The organism is Pseudomonas sp. NPDC087817, from assembly GCF_044742875.1.
Lineage (GTDB): Bacteria > Pseudomonadota > Gammaproteobacteria > Pseudomonadales > Pseudomonadaceae > Aquipseudomonas.
On record NZ_JBIUVJ010000015.1, the window covers coordinates 1 to 13,419 of the forward strand.

10 protein-coding genes are annotated in these 13,419 nt (G+C 60.4%); 3 read left to right on the plus strand and 7 right to left on the minus strand.

The features are described 5' to 3' along the window. Positions 1–138 precede the first annotated feature (138 nt). The 3 genes from ACIONG_RS13315 to ACIONG_RS13325 all read left to right on the plus strand — a co-directional run bounded on the left by ACIONG_RS13315 (position 139) and on the right by ACIONG_RS13325 (position 6,156). A complete protein-coding gene (locus ACIONG_RS13315) occupies positions 139–1,029 on the plus strand; it encodes a LysR family transcriptional regulator (RefSeq protein ID WP_201239074.1) in 891 nt (296 codons plus the stop codon). Positions 1,030–1,098: 69 nt separating this feature from the next. Beyond that, the gene (locus tag ACIONG_RS13320) at positions 1,099–4,377 is read left to right on the plus strand and encodes a PAS domain S-box protein (protein WP_401299997.1); all 3,279 of its coding nucleotides are present in this window, start codon (positions 1,099–1,101) and stop codon (positions 4,375–4,377) included. Positions 4,378–4,464: 87 nt separating this feature from the next. After that, complete coding sequence (locus ACIONG_RS13325) at positions 4,465–6,156, plus strand: Hsp70 family protein (protein ID WP_401300000.1); 1,692 nt, start codon at positions 4,465–4,467, stop codon at positions 6,154–6,156. Here the strand turns inward: ACIONG_RS13325 and ACIONG_RS13330 are convergent. From ACIONG_RS13330 to ACIONG_RS13360, 7 genes are all read right to left on the minus strand, one after another. Beyond that, positions 6,153–8,831 (minus strand): DUF805 domain-containing protein, encoded by a 2,679-nt coding sequence (locus ACIONG_RS13330; protein WP_401300003.1) that lies wholly within the window; start codon positions 8,829–8,831, stop codon positions 6,153–6,155. The two genes, ACIONG_RS13325 and ACIONG_RS13330, sit on opposite strands and share 4 nt — an antisense overlap. After that, the gene (locus tag ACIONG_RS13335) at positions 8,828–9,523 is read right to left on the minus strand and encodes a DUF1266 domain-containing protein (RefSeq protein ID WP_213028125.1); all 696 of its coding nucleotides are present in this window, start codon (positions 9,521–9,523) and stop codon (positions 8,828–8,830) included. Before ACIONG_RS13335 ends, ACIONG_RS13330 begins: the two co-directional genes overlap by 4 nt. A gap of 187 nt (positions 9,524–9,710) precedes the next feature. Continuing rightward, positions 9,711–10,157 carry an Hsp20 family protein gene (locus tag ACIONG_RS13340; RefSeq protein WP_103304855.1) on the minus strand — a complete coding sequence of 149 codons (447 nt, stop codon included), beginning with the start codon at positions 10,155–10,157 and terminating at the stop codon, positions 9,711–9,713. Positions 10,158–10,278: 121 nt separating this feature from the next. Beyond that, positions 10,279–11,238: a tRNA-dihydrouridine synthase gene (locus tag ACIONG_RS13345; protein WP_103304854.1), complete on the minus strand. Its 960-nt coding sequence runs from the start codon at positions 11,236–11,238 to the stop codon at positions 10,279–10,281. A gap of 160 nt (positions 11,239–11,398) precedes the next feature. Further along, on the minus strand, positions 11,399–11,848 hold the full coding sequence (locus ACIONG_RS13350) for a thioesterase family protein (protein ID WP_103304853.1): 450 nt from the start codon (positions 11,846–11,848) through the stop codon (positions 11,399–11,401). A 46-nt stretch (positions 11,849–11,894) separates the two neighbouring features. Further along, positions 11,895–12,728, minus strand: a complete 834-nt coding sequence (locus ACIONG_RS13355; RefSeq protein ID WP_401300008.1) for an alpha/beta fold hydrolase — start codon at positions 12,726–12,728, stop codon at positions 11,895–11,897. A 30-nt stretch (positions 12,729–12,758) separates the two neighbouring features. Continuing rightward, entirely contained in the window at positions 12,759–13,298 is a 540-nt protein-coding gene (locus ACIONG_RS13360) for a TetR/AcrR family transcriptional regulator (RefSeq protein WP_401300011.1), read from the minus strand. Positions 13,299–13,419: the final 121 nt, after the last annotated feature.

A 13,419-nucleotide genomic window follows, 5' to 3' on the forward strand; every position in this document is an offset into this window, starting at 1 on the left:
GACGGTTCCTCATCAGCTTGTTTCTATGCCCTGGGCTTATCAATAACCCTTTGGCTTGTGAGGCCGATCCTATGGGGTTAGATTAAATAACTCAAATTCATATTTTTTATGCTTTGGATAACCAACTGGAATACAACCATGGATCTGGCCAACCTCAACGCTTTTATCGCGATTGCTGAGACCGGCAGCTTCTCCGGCGCCGGCGAACGCCTGCACCTGACGCAACCGGCCATCAGCAAGCGCATTGCCGGACTGGAGCAACAACTGAAGGTGCGACTGTTCGATCGCCTCGGTCGTGAAGTCGGCCTGACCGAAGCCGGCCGCGCCCTGCTGCCGCGGGCTTATCAGATTCTCAATGTTCTGGACGACACCCGTCGGGCGCTGACCAATCTGACCGGTGAAGTCAGCGGCCGGCTGACGCTGGCCACCAGTCACCACATCGGCCTGCACCGTTTGCCACCGTTATTAAGGGAATTCACCCGCCGCTACCCACAAGTCGCGCTGGATATTCAGTTCCTCGATTCGGAAGTGGCCTACGAGGAAATTCTCCATGGCCGTGCGGAGCTGGCGGTCATTACCCTGGCGCCGGAGCCGCACACGCTGGTCAAAGCCACGCCGGTCTGGGACGACCCGCTGGATTTCGTGGTCGCCCCCGAGCATTCGCTGATCAGCAATGGCGCCGTCAGTCTGGCGGACATTGCCGGTCATCCGGCGGTTTTCCCCGGCGGCAACACATTTACACACCATATTGTCCAACGATTGTTCGAGGCCCAGGGGCTGACGCCGAACATCGCCATGAGCACCAACTATCTGGAAACCATCAAGATGATGGTCTCCATCGGCCTGGCCTGGAGCGTGTTACCGCGCACCATGCTCGATGATCAGGTGGCAAGCATCGCTTTGCCGGGCATACAGCTCAGTCGCCAGCTAGGCTATATCGTGCACACCGAACGGACGCTATCGAATGCGGCAAGAGCATTTATGGCCTTGCTGGATGCTCAAATCGATCTGCCAGGGACTCTGGGCTAACTTGTGCTACTCCTATAGAGCCGCTGTCCCTGTGCCTAAAATGCCACCACCGCTCAAGGCCTGTTAACGATGCCGAAATCTGTTGACCGAATTCCGCCGATGCCGCGCATTCAAGCCATTGACCCGCGACGTTCCGAGCAGAGCTGGGAGAGCGCGCCTCAATTGCTCGCCGCGCTCAACGGCGCTCGGCTCGGCGCCTGGTATTGGGACATCGAGCGCGGGCAGATCAGTTGGTCACGGGGCACCCAGGCATTGTTCGGCTTCGATCCGCGCCAGCCACTGCCGGAAGATCTTGAATACCTCGATTTGCTGCCGCCGGAAGACCGCGCGAAAACCGTCCGCGCCTTCCATGCAGTGATTGCCGGCGCGCCGCTGGAACAGGCGATGCATCACCGCATCCGCTGGCCCGATGGCAGCCTGCATTGGCTGGAGATCAACGGCAGCCTGCTTCCGGACAAAAACGGCCGCCCCCGAATGATCGGGGTGATTCGCGAAATCACCCACCAGCGTCAACGCGAACAGGCCCTGAGCAGCTCGGAGAAACGTTTCGCCACCCTGTTTCACCTGTGCCCGAACATGGTCTTGCTCACCCGCCAGGAAGACGGCCTGATCAGCGAGGCCAACCAGTATTTTGAAAGCCTGTTCGGCTGGCCGGTGCAGAGCGCGATTGGCCGCACCACTCTGGAGCTGGGCCTGTGGGTGCACCCCGAGCAACGCGCCGAACTGGTCAAGAAAACCAAGGCCAAGGGCGAACTGGTCAGCATGGAAGTGCAGTTTCGTGAGAGTAACGGGCAGATTCACGACGGCATTCTCAGCGCCCAGAAAGTCGAGCTCGAAGGCCAGCCGTATCTGCTCAGCACCTTCCTCGACACCACCGAGCGCAAAGCCGCCGAACACGCCCTGAAAGACAGCCAGGAACGCCTCGACCTCGCGCTGGATTCGGCGCAGCTGGGCACCTGGGACTGGCACATCCCCAGCGGTATGCTCTATGGCTCGGCGCGCGCCGCGCAATTGCACGGGCTGGAGCCGATACCGTTTCATGAATCGTTCGACGAGTTTTTCGAAGGCGTGCCCGGCGAAGAGCGCGACAGCATGCGCGACGCCTATCGCAGCCTGCGCGAAGGCCCGGCGGGCAATTACCAACTGACGTATCGCGTGCAACTGCCTGACGGCAGCTCACGCTATCTGGAAAGCCGTGCACGCCTCTATCGCGACGACAACGGTGCGCCGCTGCGCATGGCCGGCACGCTGTTGGACATCACCGATCAGGTCGAGCGCGAACAGCGGCTGGTGGCGTCCGAAGAGAAATTTGCCACGCTGTTCCAGGTCAGCCCCGACCCGATCTGCGTGACACGGCAGGACAGCGGCGAATTCATCGAAATCAACTCAAGCTTCACCCAGACTTTCGGCTGGAGCGCCGCCGACGTGATCGGCCGCACCGCCGAAGACATCGGCCTGTGGGACGCCTCGGCGAAAAGCCTGCAACGCATCGAACGGGTGATCCGCGAACAAGGCCTGAGCAATGTCGCGATTATTGTTCAGCACAAGGACGGCCAGTCACTGACCTGTGTGATTTCCAGCCGGCAGATAAGCGTCGGCAATCAGCCCTGCATTGTCACCACCCTGCGCGACATCACGCAGCAGCAACGCTCGGAGGCCGCGCTCAAGGCCAGCGAGGAGAAATTCGCCAAGGCCTTTCACTCAAGCCCGGACGCAATCACCATCACCGAACGCGATACCGGACGCTATCTGGAGGTCAACGACGGCTTCTGTCGCCTTACCGGCTATCGCGCCGATGAGGTGGTCGGCAAAACCGTGTATCAGGTCGGCATCTGGGCCGAGGAGAAACAACGTTCTGCGCTGCTGGCCGAACTGCAGATCAAGGGCCGCGTGCACCATCAGGAAATGCTCGGGCGCAACAAGCGCGGGGAATTGCTGACGCTGGAAGTGTCGGTCGAACCGATCACCCTGAATGAAACGGCATGTCTGCTACTGACCGCCCGCGACGTCAGCCTGCTGAAAAACGCCGAAGCACAGATTCGCCATCTGGCCTACCACGACCCGCTGACCAACCTGCCCAACCGTGCGCTGCTGATGGATCGCCTGAGCCAGCAGATCGCCCTGCTCAAGCGCCACAACCTGCGCGGTGCGCTGCTGTTTCTTGACCTCGACCATTTCAAACACATCAACGACTCGCTTGGCCACCCGGTCGGTGACACGGTGCTGAAGATCATCACCGCACGGCTCGAAGCCAGCGTGCGCATGGAAGATACGGTCGCCCGTTTGGGCGGCGATGAGTTCGTGGTGCTGCTCAGCGGCCTGGAAGGCTCGCGCAACGAAGTCAGCGCGCAGGTGCGCGAACTGGCCGACACCATCCGTGAATTGCTTTCGGAGCCGATGTTCCTAGACGGTCAACGCCTGCAAGTGACGCCGAGCATCGGCGTGGCACTGATTCCCGACCACGGCTCGACCCCGACCGACCTGCTCAAGCGTGCCGACATCGCCCTGTACCGGGCCAAGGATTCCGGGCGCAACACCACGCAGATGTACCACAACACTATGCAGAAAGCGGCCAGCGAACGGCTGCGCATGGAGACCGACTTGCGCCTGGCCTTGTCTCGTGGCGAATTCAAGGTGCATTTCCAGCCACAGGTCGACGCACGGGACAACCGCATCATCGGCGCCGAAGCCCTGGTGCGCTGGAATCACCCGGAGCTCGGTGCACAATCGCCGACCGAGTTCATCAAGGTGCTGGAAGACAGCGGCCTGATCCTGGAAGTGGGCACCTGGATCCTCGACGAAGCCTGCGAGGCGTTCAAACAACTGATCGCCACAGACCTGATCAACCCTTTCGACTTCAGCCTGTGCGTGAATATCAGTCCACGCCAGTTCCGCCAGAACGACTTCGTCGAACGCATCGAACACAGCATGACCAGCCACGGCCTGCCCTGCACGCTGCTGAAACTGGAAATCACCGAAGGCATCGTCATTCAGAATCTGGAAGACACCATCAGCAAAATGCGTCGCCTGAAAAAACTCGGCGTGAGCTTCGCCATGGACGATTTTGGCACCGGTTATTCGTCGTTGACCTACCTCAAGCGCTTGCCGGTGGACACGCTGAAAATCGACCAGTCGTTCATCCGCGATGCAACCACCGACCCGAACGACGCGGAGATCATCCGCGCCATTGTCGCCATGGCCCGCAGCCTCGAACTCGAAGTGATTGCCGAAGGCGTGGAGACGCCGGAGCAACTGGCGTTCCTGCAAGGCCTGGGTTGCCACTTGTATCAGGGTTATCTGCACAGTCGGCCCTTGCCGCTGGAGGACTTGAAAAAACTGCTGCCCTGACGCGCCCAATTTGCAACAACCGCGCAATTGCCAGGGTTGGCGGCAACCTGTAGGGTCGCTTTTTTTTGCGCCGTTTCGAGATCAGTCATGCAGGATGCAACCCTTCCCCGCCCGGCCCTGCTGGGCATCGACCTTGGCACCACCAACAGCTTGATCGCCGTCTGGCAGGACGGTCAGGCACGGTTGATTCCCAACGCCCTCGGAGATGTGTTGACCCCGTCGGTGGTCAGCCTCGACGAAGACGACACGATTCTGGTGGGCAAAGCCGCCCGCGCCCGCCTGACCACACACCCGGAGCGCAGTGCTGCGGCCTTCAAGCGGTTTATGGGCAGTGACAAACAAGTCGAACTCGGCAGTCGTCAGTTCAGCCCCGAGGAGCTTTCGGCGCTGGTGCTCGGCTCACTCAAGCAGGACGCCGAAGCTTTTCTTGGCCACCCCGTCTCGGAAGCGGTGATTTCCGTACCGGCGTATTTCAGTGACGAGCAACGCAAACGCACAATGTTTGCCGCTGAACTGGCCGGACTGTCCGTCACGCGCCTGATCAACGAGCCGACCGCCGCGGCCATGGCTTATGGGCTGCATGAACAGAAATTCGAACGCACGCTGATCTTCGATCTGGGCGGCGGCACCTTCGATGTCACGGTGCTGGAATACGCGCTGCCGCTGATCGAGGTGCATGCGTCCACCGGCGACAATTTTCTCGGTGGCGAAGACTTCACCGCCGCGTTGCTGCAAGCCTGCCTCAAGGACTGGCAACTGACCCCTGCAACGGTCGACGCGCAAGCCATGGCCAGCCTTGGCGATGCGCTGGAGCAGCTCAAGTGCAAACTGGGCGAAGGCAGACAGCAGCTGAGCTGGCGACATGCCGAGCAGACATTCGAGTGGTCGCTGGACGAGGCCGCTGCGGTGAAAATCTGGGAACCGCTGCTTGGCCGTTTGCGCGCACCGATCGAACAGGCCCTGCGCGATGCCCGGCTCAAGCCACGCGACCTCGACAGTCTGGTGCTAGTGGGTGGCGCCACGCGGATGCCGGCGGTGCAGCAATTGGTCGCCACGCTGTTCGGGCGCCTGCCTTACCGTCATCTTGATCCGGACACGATTGTTGCGCTTGGTGCGGCGACGCAAGCGGCGTGCAAGGCCCGCGATGGCGCGGTAGAAGAACTGTTCCTGACCGATGTCTGCCCGTACACGCTGGGGATTTCGACCATGCGCGGCGATGACATCAAAGGCGCGTTCTCACCCATCATCGAACGCAACACCATCATTCCGACGTCACGCGTGGAGCGCTACCACACGACCTCGCCTAGGCAGGAGTTCATCCGCATTGCGGTTTATCAGGGTGAACGGCCGTGGGTGCGCGACAACATTTTCATCGACGCCTTCGATGTCACGCTGACACCCACCGATCACATCCAGGCGCTGGACGTGCGCTTCAGTTACGACATCAATGGTTTGCTCGAAGTCGACGTCACGTTGCTGGAAACCGGCGAACGCCATAGCCACAGCATCGACCGCAGCCCTACCGGGCTTGACGAGCAATCGCGCCAGGCCAGCCATGAACGCCTGACCAGCCTGAAAATACACCCCCGCGATGCCCTGCCCAACCGCACCCTGCTGGCGCGACTGGAACGTGCGTGGATGCAAAGCCTCGGCGACGACCGGCAGCGTATCGCCGAGTGGCTGGACAGTTTCACTTCGGTGCTGGGTGGTCAGCGATCGGAAGAAATCGCCAGCCACCGTTCACAACTCAACAAAGTTCTGGATGAGCTGCGTCTCTAGCCGTTGAGTCGACGCAACGCGGCCTGCAAACCACCGGATAACGTGTCTTCTCGATCACTGTCCGGTGGTACACCGTAGCGGTTGGGCAACTTCTCACCGGGAAAGCCGAACAGCACCAGCGGCAGAAATGGCAAGACCGGGGTCAGGCCGGCCAGAATCAGAAAGCTTGCAACACCTCGGCCCATGTCGTGCAGACGCCTCAGAATGGCACTGAGCATCAGCATCAGCGCCACTGCCAATACCACGAAAGCGGAAAACATCGAGCCACTGAACAAGGCCAGCAATGGCGTAAGCAGCACGATACCAATCACCTGACCGATAAATGCCTCGCGCCCCAGTCGTGTGCCAAGACGCCAGAACGCGGTTGCAGGCGTCGGCCGAGTGTCAGCCTTGGCCAACAGCAAACGCTCTGACCACGACAGTAATGCACTAAAGGCAAAGCGTAAGCCGAGGCCATTGTGCGTGTTGTCCTTGGCCTGCTGCATGCGCATCAGGATTTTCTGTCGCGGCACCCCGGCGCTACCGTAACGCGCCATATCCTTGAGCACATCCAGCGCCAGGTAAAACGCGTCGGTGTAATCAACGCCGTCATCCTCCAGCACCTCACGCGGCGGGCGTGTGGGTTCACCTTTGATCAGACTGTGGCGGAATCCGTCGAACCAATCCTGTGGATTGACGACTTCGGTGATGCTCTCAAGCAGGTATTTGCGCTGTTGCGCATTGAGCAGCGGATCGTGATACAGCACCCCAGCCAACAGCATGCGACCGAGCAAATCCTCATTGAAACGGCTGATGTCGCTGCGCATGCACTCGTACAAACGGTCATTGCTCAACAGCCTTGCGCTGTCGAGCGCTTCCTGGACGCTGAACAGTTTACGCGCGAGCAAGGCATGCACCGGGTCGGCTGCTTGCAGCCAGCCCAGCAGGCCACTGGCGCTGCCCTGCTCGCGATTCAATCGACACAGCAGCGGCTGCAAACGCGCCAATGGATGCTCACGCGCAACGCTCATCGAATCAATGCAGTGCGCCGATTGCGCACCCAGCCAACGTGTCGGCTCGTCGAGGGTCGCCAGCAAGTACAGCGCCTGACGATGCCATTCCCAGACGGCGTCAGGGTTATCGATGGCCGGCAGTAGCATGCCTTGCTCGGCCAACTGCGCTTGCAGCTTCAAGCCATCGAGCACGACGTCGCGCTTGCTCAGACTGAATGCTTCGTCCAGCCGGGCCAGCGACCGCGTGTCATAGGCTCGCAAACGGCGCATCCACAGCAGGCTGAGCTCCAGCGGCTCGCCCTTTTGCAGTTCCGGCGGCAGCTGCGCCGATTCTTCGCTGGTCAGAAACGCATGCAAGGCACGCGGAATGGGGGCCTGGGTCAACCAGCAGATCTGTTGATCGGCTTGGTACTTGAAGCCTTCCAGCACCAGCTGATCAAGAATCTCAGGAGCCTCTGGTGCATCCATGACGCGTTGCAGCAAGGGCACATCGCCGCGGTGCAAAGCCCAGGCGTGCTGGTACAGCACCTGAAGTGCCGGGTCGTCGCTGGCAATAATCAGCCACGCCAGCAAAGGTAGTTCGTCACCGCTGATGCGCCACTCGACAAAGGCATCGGCGATGCCCTGCAAGTCCAGCTGCCGCGCGCGAAACCAGCGCCCCAAGGTTTCCGGACGCTGCGAAGGACTGCCATATTCCTGGGTGACATCACTGAGGTCAGCGGACCAGTCGCGGAAGTTTTCCAGACGATCAAACGCCTGGATCAGCAGCGGCAAGCGCTGTGGTTGATGACGCGCGCACAGATCCAGCAACCAAGTGGCGGCCTTGGGATGGTGATGCTCTCGCCAGAGTTGCACCCAGGCCTGAAGCGCCAACTCTTCCATGCCCAGCGCACTGCGCTGACAGGCCAGCAGATAAAGCCAGTCAACGTCGTCCGGCGCCAGCCGATGCTGCTCACTGATGATGTCGAGAAAGTCTTTACTGGCAATGCCGGCCTGACTGAACTGGATCGCCAGACGTTGCACCAGCGCATCATCGGCAGGCAGCGGGATACAGGTGTGCAGGCTGGCGAAATAGCGGAAATCGTCGAGCGAAGCGTTATGGTGAAGATGATTCAGCGTGCGCACATACCAGAGCGCTTCCAACTGCGCGACGACGGGCCAATGGCACATCAACGACGTGTCGAACGGGTCCGGTGCGGCTATCCGCTTCAAGAACTCATCGACATGTCGGGCGCTGTCGAAAGCCAGATCGAGCATCCGGCTCGCCCAGCCCAGGCGCTGCGCCAACAAGCGTGCGCAGGCGTGGGAAATCGGTCCAGCGTCGAGCAACTCACGCAACAATGGCCAGCAAACATCGTCCAACACGTCCAGAGGCAGGCGATCCAACTCAAGGTTGAATGCCTGCCAGGCTGCAGGACTGAAGCGACGTGTCGGATCGATCAGCAGCGCTTCGAAATCTGCCAATGTCTGGTCGGCAGGACTCGCCTCGTCATCGACTGGTTCGCCTGCCTCGTCCGGCTGCTCACGGGCGAAACGCATTGCTAGCTCGTACGCTTCGCGCAATGCCTGAAATCCTTCCGGATCGGTTTCAGGATGATGTTGCGGCAAGCGCGCGCGATAGGCGCCGCGAATGACGTCATTGTCTTTGGTGGGCTCGATACCCAAGCGAATCCAGCAGCTCATGACCAGTCGAACTCCCCTAATGAGTCGGGCCTTTCAGGCAGATGCAAGGGCATGTCCCAGGGCAACTGGGCAAAGAATTCGCGGGCATCGCGATCAAGCTTTCTGATGACCACCGTGGTGCCGATGTAGTCGCCTTGCCGATCGTATTCGTGGGCAAGTTCCTCATCTTTATTGCCCAGGCAATGCCAGAAGGCTTTACCGATGACAAAGCCATTCAGGTAACTCGTCCAACTGTCGTAGTAGTACCGCGCACGCGCCGCCATGCGGCCATGCAGCCAGAGACTTTCGGTGAGATCGATCCAGCCGTGCAGCACCGCCGAGCGCAGCAGAAAGCCCATTCGGCCAATGTCCCAGGCGCGAATACCGCCAGAGCCACACTCGCCGAACGTACGGCTGGCCAACTCATAAAAGGCGCGTTGGCGGGTATCCAGCGTGTCTAGCAGGGCTTGCCATTCAGACGGCAGACAACGTTCCCACTGTCGGTAGGCTTCGTTCAAAGAGGTCGCGTGCCCGGTGTCGGCCGTGCTCAACATGTCGAGCAATTGCGCGCGCGTGGTAATGCCCCAGCCGCCTTCGACATCGACGTGTTTGAGGTCGAAGCAGTAAGTGGGGGCGGCGTAGTCGGCATCGGGATTGAGGGCGACCAAAGGCGCAGAAAGCGCGTATAGCCAGCGCTGTTCCATTTCGTCCATGAACAAAGGCTCCGGGCCAGCGGAAATGAGAGAGTGCCGGCCTTGTTGGCGCGGATTGTAAAGAGCCGTAGCCGCAGCGGCAAACAGTGCGTGCGGTTTTCCTGCGCGCATAAAAAAGGCCCCGACGTATCGGGGCCTTCATTCAGCGGCTCAGCGCTTGATCAGACGATCGTGTATCTGCCTGTGATCAATGCTGCAGAACCGGTTGCTGCGTCCCGTTGATCGGGATGCGTTTGGCTTTCGCTTCTTCCGGGATCACCCGCAACAGGTCGATGCTCAGCAGACCGTTGCTCAGGCCGGCGGCCTTGATTTCGATGTGATCGGCCAGACGGAAGGACAGCTTGAACGCACGCTGGGCAATGCCCTGGTGCAGGAAGGTCACGCCTTCGTTGGCATCACGCTTGCCGCCACTGATGGTCAGCACACCCTTCTCGACTTGCAGCTCCAGGTCTTCTTCCTGGAAACCGGCTGCCGCCACGACGATGCGGTATTGGTCGTCGCCGTGTTTTTCAACGTTGTAGGGTGGATAGGTGCTGCCTGGCTCATTGCGCAGGGCGGTTTCGAACAGATCGTTGAAACGGTCGAAACCTACCGAGGAACGGAACAATGGCGCGAGGGAAAATGCAGTACTCATGGTTCAAATCTCCTGAAAACAATCAGCAAGGTTTTATGTCTCCGCGACCCGAATTCGGCATCGCGTAACCCTTAGATAGGGACCGCTGAAATGATTTCAAGAGATTATTTGCAGATTTTTTTCAGGCCGCTTCGGCGACCGGCAGACCAAGCAAACGCGAGACCTGATCAGGTTCCGTCTCGCGGCGCAGGACGGTGAACAGCTCGGTGGCTTCGGGATAATTGCGCGTCAGCATGGCCAGCCATTGCTTCAAACGACCCGGCGATTGGCGCGCAGTCATCTGCGCTTTGGCCTGTAGCCAGAAGTCCTGGATCAGCGGCAGCAGCTCGGTCCAGGTCATTTCCACGACCTCTTCACCGGCGCGTGCGGCAGCGATTTGTTTGGCCAGATCCGGGCGCGAGACCAGACCGCGACCGAGCATGATGTCTTCCACGCCGCTGATTTCGCGGCAACGGCGCCAGTCTTCGACGCTCCAGATATCGCCGTTGGCGAACACTGGCACCTTGACCACGTCCTGCACCCGCGGGATCCACTCCCAGTGCGCCGGCGGCTTGTAGCCATCCATTTTGGTTCGGGCGTGAACCACGATGTGTTCGGCGCCGCCCTCGGCCAGTGCCGTCGCACAGACCAGCGAACCGTCCGGGCTGTCGAAGCCCAGGCGCATCTTGGCAGTGACGGGAATATGCGCCGGTACGGCACGACGCACGTGCTCGACGATCTGGTTGAGCAGTTCAGGCTCCTTGAGCAGCACTGCACCGCCACGGGACTTGTTCACGGTCTTGGCCGGGCAGCCGAAGTTGAGGTCGATCACTTCGGAACCGAGCTCGCAGGCCAGCGCCGCGTTTTCCGCCAGACACACCGGGTCAGAACCCAACAATTGCACGCGCAGCGGCACGCCGGAACGGGTGCGCGCGCCGTTGAGCAGCTCCGGACCGAACTTGTGGAAGTAGGCCGGGGTGAGCAACTGGTCGTTGACCCGAATGAATTCAGTGACGCACCAGTCGATGCCGCCAACGCGGGTCAGCACGTCGCGCAGGATGTCGTCGACCAACCCTTCCATGGGCGCCAGAGCAATTTGCATGGGGAAAACACTACTTAAGGAAAAAACGTGCGGCAGTTTACTGGATATCGCAAGAAATCGCAGAAACCTTGTGGGAGCGAGCCTGCTCGCGATCGCGGTGCTTCAGTCACATGTGCATCGGCTGACATAGCGCGATCGCGAGCAGGCTCGCTCCTACAGTTTAGATTTGGACAGATTCTGAGGGCTGGATCGCCGGGCCATAGCCTTCGATGAACTCGGCCGGCATGCGCTTGGGTTTGCCAGTGGACAATTCAATGCAGACAAACGTGGTCTGGGCGCGCAGCAGTGTGGTGTTATCGCTTGGACGCTTTAGCTGGAAATGCCGGGTCATTTTCAGGCGCTGGTCCCAATCGACGATCCAGGTCGCCAACTGCAGTTCGTCGCCTTCATAGGCAGCGGCCAGATAATCGATCTCGTGGCGCACCACCGCCATCGCCCGGTCCAGGCGCCGGTACTCGACCAGATCCAGCCCCAGACGCTGCGAATGACGCCAGGCGCAGCGTTCGAGCCAGGTCACATAGACCGCGTTGTTCGCGTGGCCCAGCCCGTCGATGTCCTCGGCGCCCACTTGCAGATCAATGGTAAACGGCGTTGCCCGATCCCAGCCCATGCCCCACTCCCGGTCAATTTATTCAACCGGGGCAGTGTAACGGAGCTCACGCCGATTGGCGCGCCTGAAGGCTACGGCCCGCCAGCAGTGATAACACGCCATCAATCACCCGAGGGTCGGCCAGCACGTGCTGATGACCACCGCTTTCGAGGCGCAGCAAACGGCTGTCGAACCAGGATTCGTGGATCAGTTGCGATTCTTTGACTGAGACGAAATTGTCGTCCTCGGCGTGCACGATCAGACCGGGCATGTCCAGTTGATAGTGGGCTACATCAAGGGTCGCGGCGCGCATGCCGACATCCTGTTCGACCTGACGGATGAAAGCGGAACGCGCTCGTGGCGGCATCCCAACGTAACGAGCAAAACCCCGCAGCACACCGAGGATGCGAGCAGGAGCGGCAATGCTGACGAGGGTTTCGGTGCGCAGGCCCAATTGCACGGCGAGCATCGCACTGGCGCCACCCATGGAGTGGCCGATGACAGCTTGCAACGGCGGCAGTTCGGCGGCGGCTTCTAGCATGGCGCGGGCGAACAGTACGACATTGGCCTCACGTCCCGGCGACCGACCGTGGGCCGGGCCATCGAGTGCGACGACGGTGTAGCCCGCTTCAACCAGCGCGGTGATCAATGCAGCGAATTGGGTTGGCCGCCCTTCCCAACCGTGCATCAGCAGCACCGTCGGGCCTTGCCCCCAGCGCAGCGCCGATAAACCAAAGCGCAAGGTGATCCGTTCGGAATTGGCCAGTAATGGCAACTCCCAATCCCGCAGCGGCAAAGCTCGCGGCGTCATGAACGCCAGACGCATTTTGCTTGCTACCTGTTTCGGTGCAATCCAGCCCAAGGTGCCATTTACGCCACGAATCCACTTCAACGTGTTCATCGCTCTCTCCTCAGGCGTGTTGCCTTCAGGTCAACGCACCGCCGACTTGGCAGCGCGCAGCAATCGATCGGACAAATCTCCAGGGCCGAGCGCTCTTGCGAGGGCCAGACCACCCACCATCAAGGCCACATCGGCCAGGGCTTTGTCGGTGTCCTCAGGGCGGGACGCCAACTGCGCAATCATCAATTCCAAGTGTTCGTTGAGCGCGATTCGGAACGAGTCCGGCAAGCGACCCAGCTCACCGATGGACGCCGGAATCGGGCACGCCGCGTCACTGGAATCGCGGTGCTTGCGCGACAGGTAGAACGCTGCGACCAGCGCGCGACGTTCTTCGCCAGTCAGTTCGGCATCCATGTCGGCAATCAGGTCGCGGCGGCGCCCCAGCAATTGCTTGAACGCTTCGAGCATCATCGCGTCCTTGCTTTCGAAGTGCGCGTAGAAGCCACCGACGGTCAGGCCGGCCGCGCCCATCACTTCGCCCACGCTAGGGTCTGCCGGGCCGCGCTGGATCAGCGCAGCGCTGGCAGCCTTGAGGATGCGTTCGCGGGTTTGAGCTTTTTTATCGTTCATCGTTGCCTCCGAATATTACGACTAGAATATTATTCGCATAATAATATTCTGCAAGTCAAGGATATGACCGCTGGTCTGAAGCACAGTGTAAGGAAAAAGGAGATTTGGCCAAACGCCAGAC